Origin of the sequence: Acidiferrobacter thiooxydans, from assembly GCF_003333315.1 — a bacterium.
GTDB classification, from domain to species: domain Bacteria; phylum Pseudomonadota; class Gammaproteobacteria; order Acidiferrobacterales; family Acidiferrobacteraceae; genus Acidiferrobacter; species Acidiferrobacter thiooxydans.
Genome location: NZ_PSYR01000002.1, coordinates 553,351 through 569,403 on the forward strand (window position 1 = coordinate 553,351; position 16,053 = coordinate 569,403).

Here is a 16,053-nt window from a genome sequence, read left to right on the forward strand (position 1 = left end):
GGCGCCCGCACCTTGCCTGTGGCACTGGGTCACAGGCTTTACAGCCATAAGGGGCCATCATGCGTCATTACGAAATCGTGTTCCTGGTCCATCCGGACCAGAGCGAGCAGGTACCCGCCATGATCGAGCGCTATCGCTCGCTCATAGAAGGCGGCGACGGCCGTATCCATAGACTCGAGGACTGGGGTCGGCGCCAGCTTGCCTATCCGATCAGCAAGGTCCACAAGGCCCACTACGTGCTCATGAACATCGAATGTACACCAGCAATCCTGGCTGAGCTCGAAACCGCGTTCAAGTTCAATGATGCGGTGATCCGGACCTTGACGCTGGCGCGTGACGAGGCGGTCACCGCGCCATCACCGCTGGCCAAGGAAAACCAGGACGCAGCGCCGGCACGACCGGTGCGGGCGCGTGTTGACGAAGACGGGGTCGAGCGGGACACCGCCGAGACCTCGGTCTAAGGAGAGAGTCCATGTCGCGCTTTTTTCGCCGCAAGAAGTTCTGCAAATTTACCGCCGAAGGCACAGTCGAGATCGATTACAAGGACCTCGCGACCCTGAAGGCTTACATTACCGAGACCGGCAAGATCATCCCGAGCCGCAATACCGGCACCAAGGCCCGTTATCAGCGTCAGCTCGCGCGTGCCGTGAAGCTCGCCCGGCATCTCGCGCTTTTGCCGTATAGCGACGCGCACAACTAAGGAACGCGCCCATGCAGATCATTCTCCTTGAGAAAATCCGGAATCTCGGCGACCTGGGCGACCAGGTGACCGTGAAGCCCGGCTTCGGGCGCAATTTCCTGATCCCGAAGGGTAAGGCGGTACGCGCCACCCCCGAGAACAAGGCGCGCTTCGAATCCGAACGCGCGGAACGCGAACGGCGTCAGCAAGAACAGCTGGCGAATGCCAGAGCGCGTGCCGAACGGCTCGGTGGAGTCACCATACAGCTCGTACGCAAGGCCGGGGAAGAGGACCGCATTTTCGGGTCGGTGGGGACGTCCGATATCGCCGAGGCCATGGTCGCTGCCGGTTTCGAGATCGCCAAGGCCGAGATCGAGCTACCCAATGGGCCGCTGAAGACTGTGGGGGATCACGAACTGCAGGTGAGCCTGCATCCCGAGGTGACGGCCACCATCATCGTGTCGGTCGTCGCGGAATCCTAGGACCGGCGGCCACGGTCGCCGAGGGGGTAGGCCATGACCGATAAGACCGCGGGCGCTCCGCGCGTCCGCGGCGGCGTGGAACCGCGGGTGCGCGTCGCCCCGCAGTCCCTGGAAGCCGAACAGGCGGTCCTCGGCGGGCTTTTGCTTGACGCCGGGGCCTGGGACCGTATCGCCGATCGTATCTCCGAGGTCGATTTCTACCGGCGCGAGCACCAGACCATCTTCGCGGCCGTGGCCGGCCTTCACGAGGATGGGCGGCCGGTCGACATCGTGACCGTGAGCGAACGTCTCGGCGCCGGTCCCCTGGAGGCGGTGGGCGGGCTTGGCTATCTGGGGGCGCTCGCGGAAAATACCCCCAGCGCCAACAATATCCAGGCCTATGCCGACATCGTGCGCGAACGCGCCTTGGTGCGGCGCCTGATCGAGGTGGTCAACGATATCGGCGACAAGGCCTACCAACCGGAGGGCCGCAGCGCCGTCGAATTGCTCGACTACGCCGAGCGCGGGGTATTCGCGATCACCGAAAGCGGTAGTCGCCGCGGGGGCTTCCGGCCCCTGAAGACGCTGTTGACGGCAGCCGTCGACCGTATCGATACGCTGTTTCGCTCGAACTCCACGATCACCGGCGTGGCCACCGGGTTTACCGACCTCGACAATATGACCTCGGGGCTTCAACCCGGCGATCTTGTGATCGTGGCGGGACGCCCATCGATGGGCAAGACCGCCTTCGCGCTCAATATCGCCGAGAATGCCGCCGTGGGTCTGAAACTGCCGGTGGCGATCTTCAGTCTGGAGATGCCAGGCGAACAACTGGCTATGCGCCTCATGTCGTCCTTGGGGCGTATCAACGCCCATAGACTGCGCACCGGGAAGCTCGAGGACGAGGACTGGCCGCGGCTGACATCGGCGGTGGGCATGCTGGCGGAGGCCTCGGTGTACATCGATGACACCCCGGCGCTTACCCCGATGGAACTGCGCGCGCGCTCCCGGCGATTGATGCGCGAACATGGACTGGGACTCATCGTGGTCGACTATCTGCAGCTCATGCAGGCCTCGGAAAGCACCGAGAACCGGGCCACGGAAATATCAGGAATTACACGGTCTCTCAAAGGGTTAGCCAAGGAACTTAATGTTCCTCTTGTGGCCTTGTCGCAATTGAATCGATCCCTGGAACAGCGCCCCAACAAGCGCCCGGTGATGTCGGATCTGCGGGAATCCGGGGCCATCGAACAGGATGCCGACGTCATCTTCTTCATCTATCGTGATGAAGTCTACAACGAGGAGAGCGAGGACAAGGGGACCGCCGAGATCATCATCGGCAAGCAGCGCAACGGGCCGATCGGAAAGGCCCGGCTCACCTATCTTGGCGAGTACACGCGTTTCGAAAACCACGCCGATGCCCATGCCTATGATGGATCCTATGCATGAGGCCGGCCTATGCCTCGCTGGACGCCGCCGCGCTTCGCCATAATCTGGCCGAGGCGCGGGCCCTGACCGGGGCGCGGATCATGGCCATCGTCAAGGCCAATGGCTATGGCCATGGCTTGGTATGGGTGGCCAAGACGCTCGCGGAGGCCGATGCCTTCGGGGTGGCGAGCCTGGAAGAGGGGCTGGAGCTGCGCGCCGCCGGCATCCGCCAGGAGATCTGCCTGCTGGAGGGCTTTTTCGATGCCGCCGAAATGCCCGTGATCCTGCGTGAGCGGCTGACGCCGGTGGTCCATGACCACTATCAGGTCGAGGTCTTGAAGGGTATGCGCGGCGAGCAGCGCTGCGACGTATGGATCAAAGTCGACACCGGCATGCATCGTCTCGGTTTCGAGCCGGCCGAGGTACCCGCAGTGGTGGCCGATCTCGCGGCCTTGCCGTGCATCGCGCGGCTTGGCCTGCTGTCCCATCTGGCGTGCGCCGAGGAGGCCGATACCACACCCAGCCGGCACCAGATCGAGCGCTTCGCGAAGCTCGCGTTTCCGGGCTTGCGACGCAGCCTTGCCAATTCCGCGGGAATCATGCGCTGGCCGGCGACGCACGCCGACTGGGTACGGCCCGGCCTCATGCTCTACGGGGCCTCACCGCTTGCCCCGGATACTTCGATGCCGACTCGTTTGAAACCGGTCATGACCTTGCGCAGCCGCTTGATCAGCGTCCGTCACCGGCGGGAAGGGGACGCGATCGGTTATGGGGGCGTGTACCGCTGCCCGCGTGATATGCCGGTGGGGGTCGTGGGCGTGGGTTACGGCGACGGCTACCCCCGCGAATTCCGTACCGCGGTATCGGTGCTCGTGCGTGGTCAGCGCGCGCCGGTCATAGGGCGGGTTTCAATGGATATGCTGACAGTCGACCTGCGCGCCGTGGCCGAGGCGCGCGTCGGCGACGAAGTGATCCTGTGGGGCCAGGGCTTACCGGTGGAAGAGGTCGCGCACGCCGCTGGGACCATCCCATACACCTTGCTCTGCGGTCTTACGCAACGGCTTCCGCGGCGTGAGTGCCTGTCAACTACCCCGGCATAAATGCCGGAGCCTGGAGGGGACAACCGAAAGGCTTTGTTGACCAGGGGGCACAGGATGTTCTGTGCAGACGTGGACAATAGGTCGTTACGACCCACTCCGGGATGCTTCCTCAGTCCCGGACACTGGAAGGACGGAATCACGCTGGGTAAAGGCAAAGACCCGAAGGTTCCATCCGCCGTCGCATGGGCCATACCCCCACACAAAGGGGGTTGTCCACGGCCCACAATGAGACGGGAGCCGGTTGTCCACAACCCCGAGGGGAGATGGGTGGAGACACCCACGTCACTAGGGCCGCTGTCGGGCCACTAGGGGCCCGTAAGGGCCGTTTTGAGAGAGGGTGGTATGGCGGTTTTTGTGTTAGACCGGAGAAAGAAACCACTGATGCCGTGCGCGGAGCGGCGCGCCCGGTTGCTGCTGGCGCGCGGTCGGGCGCGGGTCCATCGGGTGGTGCCGTTGACCATCCGCTTGGTGGACCGACTGCAGGAAGATTCCACTTTGCAGCCGCTGCGGTTGAAGATGGACCCGGGGAGTCAGACCACAGGGATGGCCCTGGTGCGAGAGCCAGACACCACGGATACGACACGGGAAGACACCATCCGCGCCCTCACCGTGCTGATGCTATTAGAGATCCAGCACCGGGGCCCAAGTATCCACGAGGCCTTGACCCAGCGATCGAGTCATCGCCGCTTCCGTCGGGGCCGGTTGCGGCATCGCCCGGCCCGGTTTGATAACCGAACGAAGCCAGAGGGTTGGCTGGCGCCATCCCTACAGCACCGGGTGGATACGACGATGGCGTGGGTCGATCGCCTCTGTCGGTGGGCGCCGGTTGCGGCCTTGTCGCAGGAGCTCGTGCGGTTCGACACCCAGCAGATGCAAAACCCCGAAATCTCCGGCGTGGCCTATCAACACGGCACCTTGGCCGGGTACGAGGTCCGGGAGTATCTGCTCGAGAAGTGGGCTCGCACCTGCGCCTATTGCGGGGCCCACAACACACCCCTTGAGATCGATCATATCCATCCCAAGTCCCAAGGCGGCAGTGATCGGGTAAGCAACCTCACCATCGCCTGCCACGACTGCAACCAGCGGAAGGGGAGTCAGGATGTGGCCGTGTTCTTAGCAAAGCGGCCGGAGACATTGCAACGGATCCGGGCCCAGGCCCCGGCGCCGTTACGAGATGCGGCGGCGGTGAACAGCACCCGCTGGGCCCTGTACCAACGGCTCAAGGCGACAGGCCTGGAGGTGGAGGTCGCAAGCGGCGGACGGACCAAGTGGAATCGTCACCGGCTGCACCTCCCCAAGACCCATAGCCTCGATGCTGTGTGCGTCGGGTCTGTAGACACCATCCATAATGCACAACAACCCGTTCTGACCATTAAGGCCACAGGTCGGGGGAGTGACCAGCGCACACGTCTCACAAAGCACGGTTTCCCACGGGGTTATCTGACCCGGAGCAAAAGCGCCTTTGGGTTCCAGACCGGGGATCTGGTGAAAGCTGTCGTCACGAGCGGGAAGAAGGCGGGTCGGTACTTCGGCCGCGTGGCCATCCGCGCCACCGGGAGCTTCAACATCCAGACCGCAACCGGCCTGGTCCAAGGCATTGCTCACCGCTTCTGCATCTTGATCCAGAGGGCAGATGGGTATGGGTATGCCCTCACGAAGAGAGCCTTTGATACAGGAGAAGCGGGAACAGGGGCGGCTTATGCCGCCGCGCTCTCCCTCCCCGGGATGAACCCCGGGGTTTCCCGCGCCAACGGATGAAGGCGCGCAGCTACTACCAGTGCCGTGAGTGCGGGGCGCGCTCGGTCCAGTGGGCCGGACGATGCGATGCCTGCGCCGCTTGGAACACGATGGTGGCGATGGGTGGCGCCGCCCCGGCCGACGTCTCTGCGGGCAGCAAGCGCGCGATGTCGCTGTCGGAGGTGCGTTGCGAGGGCGTGACGCGCTGGTCGTCCGGCCTGCAAGAGCTCGACCGCGTGCTGGGCGGAGGCGTGGTGCCGGGCTCGGTGGTACTGCTGGGTGGCGACCCCGGTATCGGCAAATCGACGATCCTCATCCAGACCCTGGCGGCCATGAGCGCGAATCTAAGCGCCCTGTATGTCACCGGCGAGGAATCGACCGCACAGGTGGCCCTGCGCGGCCGCCGGCTTGGACTGCTGGCGCCGGGCATGAAGTTGCTGGCCGAGACCAATGTCGAGGCGATCATTGCCCAGGCACGCCTGGAGGCCCCACGGGTCCTGGTGATCGACTCGATCCAGACCGTCTATCTGCCTCACCTCGCGCAGGCCCCAGGCAGCGTCGCGCAAGTACGCGAGGCGGCCGCCACGCTGGTACGCTACGCCAAGGAATCCGACACGGCGCTCTTCCTGGTCGGACATGTGACCAAGGAAGGCCAGCTGGCCGGACCCCGGGTGCTCGAGCACATGGTCGACGCAGTCTTGTACTTCGAGGGCGACAGCGGGAGCCGCTATCGCCTGATCCGCGCCATCAAAAATCGTTTCGGGGCGGTCAACGAAATCGGCGTGTTCGTGATGACCGAAGGTGGCCTGCGCGAGGTGACCAACCCCTCGGCGCTGTTCCTCCGTCAGGACGCCCATAATGCCCCTGGGAGCGTCACCTTGGTGACGCAGGAGGGCACCCGGCCGCTGCTCGTGGAGGTCCAGGCGTTGATCGACGAGAGCCCGGGAGGTAACCCGCGACGGGTCGCCCTGGGGCTTGATGGCCAGCGCCTGGGCATGTTGCTGGCCTTGCTACATCGCCACGGCGGGCATGCCACCGGGCGTCACGATGTATTCGTGAATGTCGCCGGCGGCGTCCGCGTCACCGAAACCGCCTCCGATCTCGCCGTCCTGCTGGCCTGCGCCTCGAGCCTCACGGATCGTCCGGTACCCCGTGATCTCGTGGTCTTTGGAGAGGTGGGGCTGGCCGGCGAGATGCGCCCGGTACCCCGTGGCCAGGAACGACTTCGGGAGGCGGCCAAGCTTGGCTTCAAGCGCGCCATCGTCCCGGCTGCGAATGTGGCCAAACGCACGACACACGGGGACATCGCGGTATTCGGGGCCAGACAGCTTCGCGAAGCACTGGCACAGTTTTTGAAAGAATAATTCATATAGGGAGTCGGTCCGTGGAGCGGGCCGTAGCGGGAGGGTCGCGAGATGGCACTCATGACAAATCACGGCAGGCGGCCGAAACCATCGGCAATATGGGCGCTGGACGCGCGCGAACGGCCGCTACTCAAGGTCCACCAGCCCCTCACGCCGGTATTCGCCGGGGCCCTGGCGGCGTTGGCGGGGCTCGGCTTCGCCCTGGCGGCCCATATCACGAGAATGGGGGCGGACGGGGCGGGTGCGCTGCTGGAGACGCCCTGGGTCAACTTGCTGGGCGCTAAGATCGCGTTTTGGTATGGACTCGCCATGCAGAGCGGCGCCGTCGTCATCGGCGGGTCGCTCGCGGCATGGCGGTGGCGCGTAGTGCGGCGCCGCGTCGGATCGCGGTTCGAGGGCGACACCTTGCCCGCGGCGCACGCGCCGCGCGCCACCTTCCTGCGTACCCTGGAGCGTATCATTGCCGGCGCCGATGATCGGCCTTACAGCCTCGTGCTCTTTGATATCGACGGGTTTCGTATCCTGAACGACCGTCACGGGGCGGAGGCCGCCGACGCGCTTTTGGCAGACGTCGGAAGACAGCTGGCATCGGCGTTGCCGCATGGCGCGCGCATGGCACGATTTGGTAGTGACGAATACCTGGTGTTCGTGCCGGATATGGGCATTGGCGAGGCCTTCTTGCTTGCGCGCGCGGCGCTCGATCGCGTAGCCCGGGGGCCTTTCGGGTCGAGCGGGAGGCCGCTCGGCGTGACCTTGACCGCCGGTACGGCGGCGTTCCCGGAGACCAGTCACAGCCTGCGTGACGCGATCAGTCAGGCGACGTCGGCACTGCAGGAGGCCAAGGATCGGGGGCGTGACACGGTGATCGCGGCGCGCCCCAACAAGATCGGTTTGTGTCGACTCGGGGCTGAGGTGGAATCAGCCCTAAGCGATCGCCGCGTGTATGCCGCCTATCAGCCCATAGTGAACTTGCAGACCGGCCAGCCGGTCGCCGAGGAGGGATTGGCGCGCATTGTCTTGCCGCACGGACAGGTACTGGGCGCCGACCAGTTCATGGGGGCCGCCACCGACCTCCGGTTGGTGAGCCGCATCGATCAAGCGCTCATTGAGCAGGCCTTTGAGCGCTGCCGGGTGCAGAGCCTTCGGGGCGACCGGCGTCTGCGGTTCATCAATGTCTCGGCCGCGCTTTTGCAAGAGCGCCAGCTACTCGCGCATATGGCATCGGCGTTTAGCGGATGCGGCGTGTTAGGCGAGCTCACAGGCAATCGCAACCCGTTGGTGGTCGAGATCACCGAGCGCGAGCTGTTGCGCGACCCGGCGGCCGCCCTGCACGCGCTGCAGCCCCTGCTCGATATCGGCGCACGGCTGGCCATCGACGATTTCGGGAGCGGTTATTCGTCATTTCTTTATTTGACCACACTCCCCATCTCCTTCCTGAAGATTGAAATGGAGCTTTTGAAGGCCGCGCGGACGAGCGAACGGGCGCGCTCCATCCTGAAAGGAATCCAAGGCATCGCTCGGGATCTCAACATCCTGACGATAGCCGAAGGGATCGAAGACGAGGAACTCGCGGGGATCGCCCGCGATCATGGCGTGGATTGGGCGCAAGGCTTCTACTTCGGACGTCCGGCACTCGAGACGGCCCCCGCTCGCATGCCCATCGCAAGCGGTGGCGAGTAACAGACTCAACCCGCCCAACAGATATGCCTCATATCGACCAACCGGGATCCGGCAGTCGGCGCGGGAAATGACGTGCCTTATCGATCGGATTTCTCAGGACTGTCAATGGCCCCCGCAGGAGACGCACGTTTGGCGCAGAGTCTTAATGAATTTAGCCGCCATTCGGGTAGCGGTCACTTCAACAATCGCATCTCGCATCAAAAGCGTTAAGCGGAACCATCCGGGGTAATCGAGGCGAGGATCGTATGCGGGTGCGCGGTGTGATGGGCGGGGCACGCTCACACGCACGCCGCCCGACCAGGCGCGGCTGTTCCTTCAGGTCTGCACTAGCAATACTCATTTAATAAACGGCTTATCAGAACATCTTAATAAGTCGCTCGAGGTTGAGCGCGGCTGCTATGCAGGGCTTGGCCAAGGTGAGGCGCGGCCGTTGCTCTCAGCGCTGCCCCGGCCCCCCGAGCGGCCGTGCGCGGCGCAGGATGACGCTAAGGCCCACGTTGACCAGCAATACCATAAAGATCACGAGGAAGGCGGCGGCGAATGCCAGCGCATGCGCCGACCGATACGGTTGATTGATGAAGCTCCAGATGACATAGGTGAGGTACCCGATCGGCTCGTGAATGAGCTTTCCATTCCACAGAAAATTCGACCAGCCCGCCGTATAGATCAAGGGGGCGGTCTCGCCGAGGGCGATGGCAATGGCGAACAGAACCCCGGTCAGTATCCCGGGAAGCGCAAGCGGGAGGGCAATGCGCGTGATGACCGTGAGCTCGCGAAACCCCAAGGCATAACCCGCCTCGCGCAGCCCATTTGGGACCTGAAGGAACGATATCTCGGTGAAACGCGCGACATAAGGGACGACCATGATGGCAAGCGTCAGAGACCCGGCAAGCACCGAGAATTGCCAACCCATGCCGATCACGAGCGTGACGTAGCTGAAGTATCCGAGGACAATGGATGGCACCCCGGCCAGGACATCGTCCAAGAAACGCACGGCCCTACCGAACCGGCCACGTCCGAACTCGGAGAGATAGATGCCAGCGAGGATGCCGACCGGGGCGGCAAAGACCAGCGCCCCGAACACCAGGACCAGCGTGCCGGTAATGGCATTGAGCAGGCCTCCCGATATGCCGTTCGTGACCTGTGTAAAGAGTGTGAACGACAGTGCCGACAGGCCTTTACGAACGACGGTGTAGAGGATATCGAGCAACGGGGCTGCGACCAGTACGAAAGACACCGCCGCCAAGGCCCAGCCAAGACCGGACAGGGCCTTGCGCCGTGCGATGCGCGATAGCTTAAGCGGGTGAGGCATTACGCGAGGTTCCGGTAAGAAGGCGCGCTATGATGTTGGTGATGACCGAAATAATAAACAGTATGAGCGCGATCTCCGCCAATGATCTGACGGCCATTCCGGTCGGATCCTGCATGGCGCTGTCCAATTGTGAAACGATGAACGAGGCCATGGTCGTGATCGGGCTGTAGATGTTGCCCGGAAAGTAATTCAGGGCGCCGCCGCTCACCATAAGGACCGCCATGGTCTCCCCCAGGGCGCGTCCCAATCCCAGGATACCGGCGCCTATGATGTTGCCGCGCACTGCCGGCAACATGGCGCGCCGCACCACCTCAAAATGCGTGGCGCCCAGCGCATAAGCCGCCTCCTTTGTCTCCGATGGAACTCGCGCCAGGGCATCGCGCACGGTGGCGGCAATGATGGGTACGACCATGAGCGAAAGCACGATGGATGCGGCGAGCAGGCCATATCCGCTCCCGATGGGCCCCGAGAAGAATGGCACGAAACCCAGCACTGCTCGCAGTCCGGGCCCAAGGGTGTGGGCCACGAGCGGTGTGAGCACCGCATAGCCCCACAGGCCGTAGACGACGCTCGGTACCGCCGCCAGCATCTCGACTACGAACGACAACGGGGCCTTCAGACGGTGGCTACGCAGGCCTTCGGCCAGGAATATTGCCACACCGAGGCTTACGGGAACGGCGATGATGAGCGCGATGGCCGACGTCAATAGCGTTCCCACGATGAATACGAGAATGCCGTAATTTGCGCCAATGGGCACCAGTACACCACGTCGCTTCACGGGATCGGCATAGAGATTCCCGAGGCTCCAGGTGTGGCCGGTGAGGAAATGCCAGCCATTGAATGTCAGGGCAGGCCAGGAGTAACGGGCGAGAAAGACGAGGATGGCTAGTAGGGCGAGCGGTATGAGGCTTGTGACGAGTACAAGTATGATCCGAAATGGTCGTAGCGTCATGGGGCTCCCAGAGAAAACCGGGGCCCCGACAAGGCCCCGGTGATCTGCTCCCTTAATGGATCTTGGCGATCTGCTTGCGGCTCAGCGCCGAGATGCGCGGCGGTAATGCGATGAAGTGCACCTGGCGCAGGAACTTACGCGCGTTGCCTTCATGGGTATCTACTGCCCACGACAGGAACTCGCGCAGCGTAGCGGCCATGACGCGGCTCGGCTGATGGTCGTTGACGATGGCGTACTCATAATTGATGATGGGATAGGACTCGGCACCGGGCGCGAAGACGAGGCTGATACGTTCGTCGGCCGGGGTCTTGTTCACGAGCTCGGCGGCCGCCGCCCCTACGGTCTTTTTGGTGGGCAACAGGAAGCGTCCGGCACGATTCTTGAGAAGCGCTGTGCCAAGATGCGCGCGCGCCACTTCTTTCGTGAAACTCACGCCGATGTAGGCGATGGAGTAGGGCGTCTGCGCGGCGGCCTGCACCATGCCCGGATTACCGAGCGCACCCAAGCCACCCGGCACCGCCGGCCAGCTGATGGTGGTGCCATAACCCACATGCGAGTTCCAGTACGGCGTCGAAAACGACAGATACTGACTGAATATGAACGTGTCCCCGCTGCCATCGGTCCTGTGAATGGGGGTGATGAGGTGGTGCGGCAGGTGCCGACCTGGGTTCAACCGCTCGATCGCCGGGGCGTTCCAGTAACGGATCTGGCCGTCATAGATGCCGGCCAGGACCGGGCCACTCAACTTCAGATGGACGTTGTTTAGCCCTGGAATGTTGTAGTTGACCGTCTGCGCGGAGATGGCCAGCGGGATATTCAAGATCGCGGGGTTCTGCTTGACCTGCATATTGCTCATGTAGGCATCCGATGCACCGATCTGCGCGACACCCGATATGGCCTCCGAGATCCCGGTACCGCTTCCCGTCCCCTGAGTCGTGATACGCACACCTGGGTGACTACGCGTGTAGGCCGGCACCCACAGATTGAACAATGGGTAGAGGAGGGTGGAGCCAGTCTCGGTCACACTGACCGTACGCGCGAACGCCTGCGGGGTATTCAGGATACCGGCAACCGCCAGCGCGAGTACCGACCCCCGAGCACGGCGCGCAACGGGGACTTCGTTATACTTTTTAACATAGCTGCCTCTAGGGTTAGTGGATTGCCGTGAAGCCTACGGAGGATTCATGACAACCCCATGACAGGCATCGCGCGCGCCATTTTAACCCAATCCCAGCGCATTGCCACCACCCCGTGGGGGACAAGCGCCACCCGCCGCCCTCACGCCGTCGGCAACTCGCGCAGGCGCGCACTATGTTCGTCACTTGCGCTGCGGATGGCGGGGGCAATGACGGGGCGATTGGTCTGTGAGGTGTTGCGCCGGCTGCGCCGCCGTCCCGCGGACAGTCCGGCCAGCGCTAGACCCAATCCCGCCAAGACCGCGATCGTGCCACGGTGCAGGGTCGTCCAGACCTCGGGGCTGCGACGTATCGAGCGATCGGAAAACGGGCCATGGACACCATGATCGCCAGGCACCGGTCGCCAGAGATTGTCAGGGCGCGTGCGATCGACCGGCCCGGGCGCTTCCTGTGAACGATAACCGTTGCGTGCCAGATAATGATCCAGGAGGCCTGGCGCGATCTTGTTGGCGAGAATGGCGGCCACGGTCGAGCCCCCGACATCAATCTCGCGACGATCGTGGCGTGCCGCCCAGATCACGGCGTGGGCCGCGACCTCGGGCTCATAAATCGGAGGAACAGGTTGAGGATTATGATCCATCTTATTCTTGGACCATGAAAATTGTGTCGTATTCATGGCAGGCATCTGGACCATGGTCACGCGCACGCGGCTCTTGTCATGGAGCAACTCCGTGCGCAACGACTCGGTGAAACCCTCGATCGCATGTTTGGCCCCGCAATATGCGGCCTGCAGGGGAATGCCGCGATAGGCGAGCGCCGAACCGACCTGGATGATGACGCCACGGTCGCGCGGCAGCATACGGCGCAAGGCCGCCATCGTACCGTAGACATAGCCAAGATAGGTGACCTCGGTGACCCGTGCGATCTCCTCAGGGCGTAGCGTCTTGACCGGTGAGAAGACCGACACCATGGCATTATTGACCCACACCGTGATCGGTCCCAGTTCCGCTTCGACGGCTTGCGCGGCGGCTTCGACCTGGTCGGCATCCGAGACGTCGGTCGGCACCACGAGCGCTTGACCGCCCAAGGACTCCACCTCCCGTTTGGAGGCCTCAAGTCCCTCGCGCCCCCGCGCCAACAGGCCGATTTTCGCACCCTGGCGGGCAAAACCACGGGCGACGGCGCGACCATGTCCAGCGCTTGCGCCCGTTATGACGACCACATCCTGCGTGTTTGCCATATGTCCTCCTGATCGGAAAAGAGATGTGTTCCGGTAAAAGACGCAGGTCCCGTCACGATCGCGGTAGGGAGAAAAGGCAAGGACCGACATGCCCGTAACCACCCGACTGGGGGCCCTGGTCATTCCTCCATGCCGCCTAGTCGCCGCGGTAGGCGCGGATCATCGCGACCTCTTCACGTAACGACCCTACCATGTCCTTGCGGTCGCGCGCCCGATCCTTATCGTACCGATACCGCCGCCGGCATTGATCCGCCTAAGGGGTGGACGTCGAATGATGGGGCCGGGGCGGCCCGCGCCTGATGGACCGCGATGAGTCTCGGGCGTGAGGCTACGTTTGGGGTTTGCGCCGCCCGTGTGTCATCTAGCCGCGGCCGAGACCGGTACACGGGGATCCCGACATGACATGGATAAGTCGCCGGACGTCAATCGATCCCGCAAGGCGCAATAGCCGTAGGTCGCCGCCAGGCTGCTCGTACCGGACGATAATACGAGCAGCCCCGGGAACAGACCCTCTCGTTCCAGGTCCTGGCCAGTGGTCCAGTGCCGGCAACCAGTACAGCCCTCGGACATCAATGCAGGGCCGCCCATTGGCTCCCGAACACGATCGTAGACAGGACATAACCGACGACGAGATTGAAGGCGACGCCCGCGGAGAATACGAGTACCACCCGGCGCTCCACGGCCAACAGCTGGCGAAACCGGGTGTTCAAGCCGATCGCGAGAAAGCAAAGCGTGAAGGCCCATGTGCGCAAACCCACCAGGGGTACCAGAAGGTCATGGCGAAGCGCGGGTGTCAGCCGCAAGGTGAGGAGGCTCATGACGCCTGCGGCCAGCAAGAAGCCGATGACGAACTTGGGCACGCGCCGCCACCAGGCATGCGCGTGGGTGGAATCAGCGGATGAAGGCCTCGCCCCGGCGTGCGATGCTGGGTGGTCGTAAATGTCCAGAAGATCGCCCATAGGCCTATCCAGACATCACGTCCGATCACCTTGGTCAAGGTAAACGCCTTGATCACAACATTGGCATGGCCCACCATGACCCCGAAACTGCTGGCTGCCGCCATGCCAGCGGCATCGGCGAGTTCCGAGGTCCCGATCCAGGCCCCCCCTTGCCCCGGCGTGAGCCCGAACAAGACCGCCAACTGGGGAAGCACCATTACCCAGGCGAGCGAAAACAGGATGACTAGCGATATCGCCTGATAGATATCCTGGCGTCGCGCCTCCACTGCCGAGCCGGCGGCCATGGCCGCCGATACCCCACAGACCCCGGCGCCGGTCCCCAAGACCGCCGCCTGGCCGTGAGTCAGACCGAGCCCGCGACCAAGGCCATAGATCGCGCCGACCGTAAGGATCGTACCGATCGCCGCCTGCATCAATGCCGCCGGTCCCGCGCTCAAGAGCAGTGAGAGGGGAAAGGTGGCGCCGAGCAGGACGATCCCGGTCTTTAGATAGAGCTCTACGCGTAGGGCCGGTTTCATCCAATCGGGAACCGTCACGAGGTTGCCTATGGCAAGACTGAGGAGCAGCGCCACAACCGGCGGCTCGAGCTCGAAACGCGCGGACTGCGCCCAGCCCGATATCGAAAACGTCACCAAGGCCAGCAGAAACAACACCAAGAATCCCATCAGGAAGCGTTCGAGGTCCAGATTGAGAAAGATCACGGGTAGGGCGAGAAACAAGGAAAAGACGATGGGCTGCAGTAATATCGCATCCCATTGGTGTTCGAAGAAGGCGAGCAGTGTGCCCCAGGTTTGCCAATGGAGCCCCGCGGTGTTCAAGGCCACCATCTGCGCAAGCGGTGAACCCGCCTGCCACGCCATCCATACCCCAAGTAAGGCCAAAAGCCCAATGACCGTGGCCCATAGATCTTCTGTCTTTAGCATCCCCCCTCCCTCCGCTCATTTTTATAGTGTTCGTTCGCGTGGCAGCGGGGGCTGCTTTCTCTCTATACGCACCGCCCGGCCGGCACACCAACCCATTGGGGGTGGTATGGCCGGCAATCCGCGGGGGCGCCTTGATATTCGACAAATGAGCAGCCGACAGGGCGTCGCGCACGGTGCGCGCCGGTTTTGTTGCGCCCTACTTCCGTGTTGGTGGGGCGCCGGCTGTGGCCTGGGCATGATTCAGGGCCGCGACCAAGACGACGCCACCGACGACGTTGCCAAGAAAGGTCGGGATCATGAATTGCGTGAAGTACTGAGGCCAGGACAGGCCACCACGCCAGACGAGATAGAACGCCTCCACGGAGCCTGCGATGAGGTGCGGAAAGCCGGCGACGCTGATGACATAGGTCAAGAGCATGATGATGGCGACGCGCGCGGTCTCGGCGGCGGGCAATAACCACACCATGAGTGCAACCAGCCAACCCGCAAACACGGCCCCGAGAAACATCGGCGCAAAGGGGCGCAAAGCGTCATGGCCAAGTGTGGTCAGCGTGTGCTGCATGCCGGCCTTGAACAGCGAGGTATCGGCGATCGCCCAGGCAAACAGCAAGGCCCCCAGGAGGTTGGTGGCGAGCACCGTGGCCCACAGCGTCATGACCTGCGCGAACTTGCGCCATGTCAGATCCTGCATGAGCGGCAGGATCGGGGTCAGGGTGTTTTCTGTGAACAGCTGCTGGCGCCCGAGGACGACGATGATAAAGCCGAGCGAATACCCAAGGCCCGCGACAAGCTTGCGCCACGAACTGGCTGGCAGCCCATGATAGATCATGCCCTCGCCGAGCATCGAAAAGCCCATGGAAAGACCGGCCGCAAGACCCGACCAGGCCAGCGCGGGAATCGACCTCTGCAATTCCTGCTCCCCTTCCTCGCGAATCACCTCGTGGACCACGCCCACGGAGATCGTGATGCGCTCCTGGGTCTTTTTTAGCTCGTTGCGGTCAAGCTTCAGGGTATTTGGCTTATTTTCCGGGTCTGGACACATGGGGTTGCCTCTCCTTTCAGGGATTTCATGTTCAGACTAT

15 protein-coding genes are annotated in these 16,053 nt (G+C 63.2%); 8 read left to right on the forward strand and 7 right to left on the reverse strand.

Annotation, left to right across the window (positions count from 1 at the left end; all coding sequences use genetic code 11):
- Nucleotides 1-59: 59 nt before the first annotated feature.
- The 8 genes from rpsF to C4900_RS09695 all read left to right on the forward strand — a co-directional run bounded on the left by rpsF (nucleotide 60) and on the right by C4900_RS09695 (nucleotide 8,449).
- The gene (rpsF, locus tag C4900_RS09660; protein WP_065971757.1) at nucleotides 60-461 is read left to right on the forward strand and encodes a 30S ribosomal protein S6; all 402 of its coding nucleotides are present in this window, start codon (nucleotides 60-62) and stop codon (nucleotides 459-461) included.
- An 11-nt stretch (nucleotides 462-472) separates the two neighbouring features.
- Nucleotides 473-700: a 30S ribosomal protein S18 gene (gene rpsR / locus C4900_RS09665; protein WP_065971758.1), complete on the forward strand. Its 228-nt coding sequence runs from the start codon at nucleotides 473-475 to the stop codon at nucleotides 698-700.
- Nucleotides 701-711: 11 nt separating this feature from the next.
- The gene (gene rplI, locus C4900_RS09670; protein ID WP_065971759.1) at nucleotides 712-1,161 is read left to right on the forward strand and encodes a 50S ribosomal protein L9; all 450 of its coding nucleotides are present in this window, start codon (nucleotides 712-714) and stop codon (nucleotides 1,159-1,161) included.
- Between the two features lie 33 nt (nucleotides 1,162-1,194).
- Nucleotides 1,195-2,589, forward strand: coding sequence for a replicative DNA helicase (gene dnaB / locus C4900_RS09675; RefSeq protein WP_211306876.1), 1,395 nt, complete (start codon nucleotides 1,195-1,197; stop codon nucleotides 2,587-2,589).
- A complete protein-coding gene (gene alr / locus C4900_RS09680; protein WP_065971760.1) occupies nucleotides 2,586-3,668 on the forward strand; it encodes an alanine racemase in 1,083 nt (360 codons plus the stop codon). The genes dnaB and alr overlap by 4 nt, the downstream gene beginning before the upstream one ends.
- Before the next feature lie 342 nt (nucleotides 3,669-4,010).
- Entirely contained in the window at nucleotides 4,011-5,426 is a 1,416-nt protein-coding gene (iscB, locus tag C4900_RS09685; RefSeq protein ID WP_114283000.1) for an RNA-guided endonuclease IscB, read from the forward strand.
- A complete protein-coding gene (gene radA / locus C4900_RS09690) occupies nucleotides 5,423-6,769 on the forward strand; it encodes a DNA repair protein RadA (protein WP_065970472.1) in 1,347 nt (448 codons plus the stop codon). Before iscB ends, radA begins: the two co-directional genes overlap by 4 nt.
- Nucleotides 6,770-6,820: 51 nt before the next feature.
- Entirely contained in the window at nucleotides 6,821-8,449 is a 1,629-nt protein-coding gene (locus C4900_RS09695; RefSeq protein WP_147267173.1) for a bifunctional diguanylate cyclase/phosphodiesterase, read from the forward strand.
- Between the two features lie 436 nt (nucleotides 8,450-8,885).
- Here C4900_RS09695 and pstA read toward each other — a convergent pair whose 3' ends face one another.
- From pstA to C4900_RS09730, 7 genes are all read right to left on the reverse strand, one after another.
- On the reverse strand, nucleotides 8,886-9,761 hold the full coding sequence (pstA, locus tag C4900_RS09700; RefSeq protein ID WP_065970476.1) for a phosphate ABC transporter permease PstA: 876 nt from the start codon (nucleotides 9,759-9,761) through the stop codon (nucleotides 8,886-8,888).
- The gene (gene pstC, locus C4900_RS09705; RefSeq protein WP_065970478.1) at nucleotides 9,745-10,713 is read right to left on the reverse strand and encodes a phosphate ABC transporter permease subunit PstC; all 969 of its coding nucleotides are present in this window, start codon (nucleotides 10,711-10,713) and stop codon (nucleotides 9,745-9,747) included. Before pstC ends, pstA begins: the two co-directional genes overlap by 17 nt.
- Before the next feature lie 52 nt (nucleotides 10,714-10,765).
- Nucleotides 10,766-11,791 carry a phosphate ABC transporter substrate-binding protein PstS gene (pstS, locus tag C4900_RS09710; RefSeq protein ID WP_114283002.1) on the reverse strand — a complete coding sequence of 342 codons (1,026 nt, stop codon included), beginning with the start codon at nucleotides 11,789-11,791 and terminating at the stop codon, nucleotides 10,766-10,768.
- A 200-nt stretch (nucleotides 11,792-11,991) separates the two neighbouring features.
- On the reverse strand, nucleotides 11,992-13,089 hold the full coding sequence (locus C4900_RS09715; protein WP_065970482.1) for an SDR family oxidoreductase: 1,098 nt from the start codon (nucleotides 13,087-13,089) through the stop codon (nucleotides 11,992-11,994).
- A gap of 569 nt (nucleotides 13,090-13,658) precedes the next feature.
- Entirely contained in the window at nucleotides 13,659-13,949 is a 291-nt protein-coding gene (locus C4900_RS16905) for a putative sulfate exporter family transporter (RefSeq protein WP_170132501.1), read from the reverse strand.
- Nucleotides 13,904-14,971 carry a YeiH family protein gene (locus tag C4900_RS16910; RefSeq protein ID WP_114283004.1) on the reverse strand — a complete coding sequence of 356 codons (1,068 nt, stop codon included), beginning with the start codon at nucleotides 14,969-14,971 and terminating at the stop codon, nucleotides 13,904-13,906. Before C4900_RS16910 ends, C4900_RS16905 begins: the two co-directional genes overlap by 46 nt.
- A gap of 196 nt (nucleotides 14,972-15,167) precedes the next feature.
- Nucleotides 15,168-16,013, reverse strand: a complete 846-nt coding sequence (locus tag C4900_RS09730) for a formate/nitrite transporter family protein (RefSeq protein WP_065970487.1) — start codon at nucleotides 16,011-16,013, stop codon at nucleotides 15,168-15,170.
- Nucleotides 16,014-16,053: the final 40 nt, after the last annotated feature.

What these genes read in the sequence shown, in the direction of transcription:
- rpsF (WP_065971757.1), top strand. Translation starts at nt 60, where the DNA reads ATGCGTCATTACGAAATCGTGTTCCTGGTCCATCCGGACCAGAGCGAG.
- rpsR (WP_065971758.1), top strand. Translation starts at nt 473, where the DNA reads ATGTCGCGCTTTTTTCGCCGCAAGAAGTTCTGCAAATTTACCGCCGAA.
- rplI (WP_065971759.1), top strand. Translation starts at nt 712, where the DNA reads ATGCAGATCATTCTCCTTGAGAAAATCCGGAATCTCGGCGACCTGGGC.
- dnaB (WP_211306876.1), top strand. Translation starts at nt 1,195, where the DNA reads ATGACCGATAAGACCGCGGGCGCTCCGCGCGTCCGCGGCGGCGTGGAA.
- alr (WP_065971760.1), top strand. Translation starts at nt 2,586, where the DNA reads ATGAGGCCGGCCTATGCCTCGCTGGACGCCGCCGCGCTTCGCCATAAT.
- iscB (WP_114283000.1), top strand. Translation starts at nt 4,011, where the DNA reads ATGGCGGTTTTTGTGTTAGACCGGAGAAAGAAACCACTGATGCCGTGC.
- radA (WP_065970472.1), top strand. Translation starts at nt 5,423, where the DNA reads ATGAAGGCGCGCAGCTACTACCAGTGCCGTGAGTGCGGGGCGCGCTCG.
- C4900_RS09695 (WP_147267173.1), top strand. Translation starts at nt 6,821, where the DNA reads ATGGCACTCATGACAAATCACGGCAGGCGGCCGAAACCATCGGCAATA.
- pstA (WP_065970476.1), bottom strand. Translation starts at nt 9,761, where the DNA reads ATGCCTCACCCGCTTAAGCTATCGCGCATCGCACGGCGCAAGGCCCTG.
- pstC (WP_065970478.1), bottom strand. Translation starts at nt 10,713, where the DNA reads ATGACGCTACGACCATTTCGGATCATACTTGTACTCGTCACAAGCCTC.
- C4900_RS09715 (WP_065970482.1), bottom strand. Translation starts at nt 13,089, where the DNA reads ATGGCAAACACGCAGGATGTGGTCGTCATAACGGGCGCAAGCGCTGGA.
- C4900_RS16910 (WP_114283004.1), bottom strand. Translation starts at nt 14,971, where the DNA reads ATGCTAAAGACAGAAGATCTATGGGCCACGGTCATTGGGCTTTTGGCC.
- C4900_RS09730 (WP_065970487.1), bottom strand. Translation starts at nt 16,013, where the DNA reads ATGTGTCCAGACCCGGAAAATAAGCCAAATACCCTGAAGCTTGACCGC.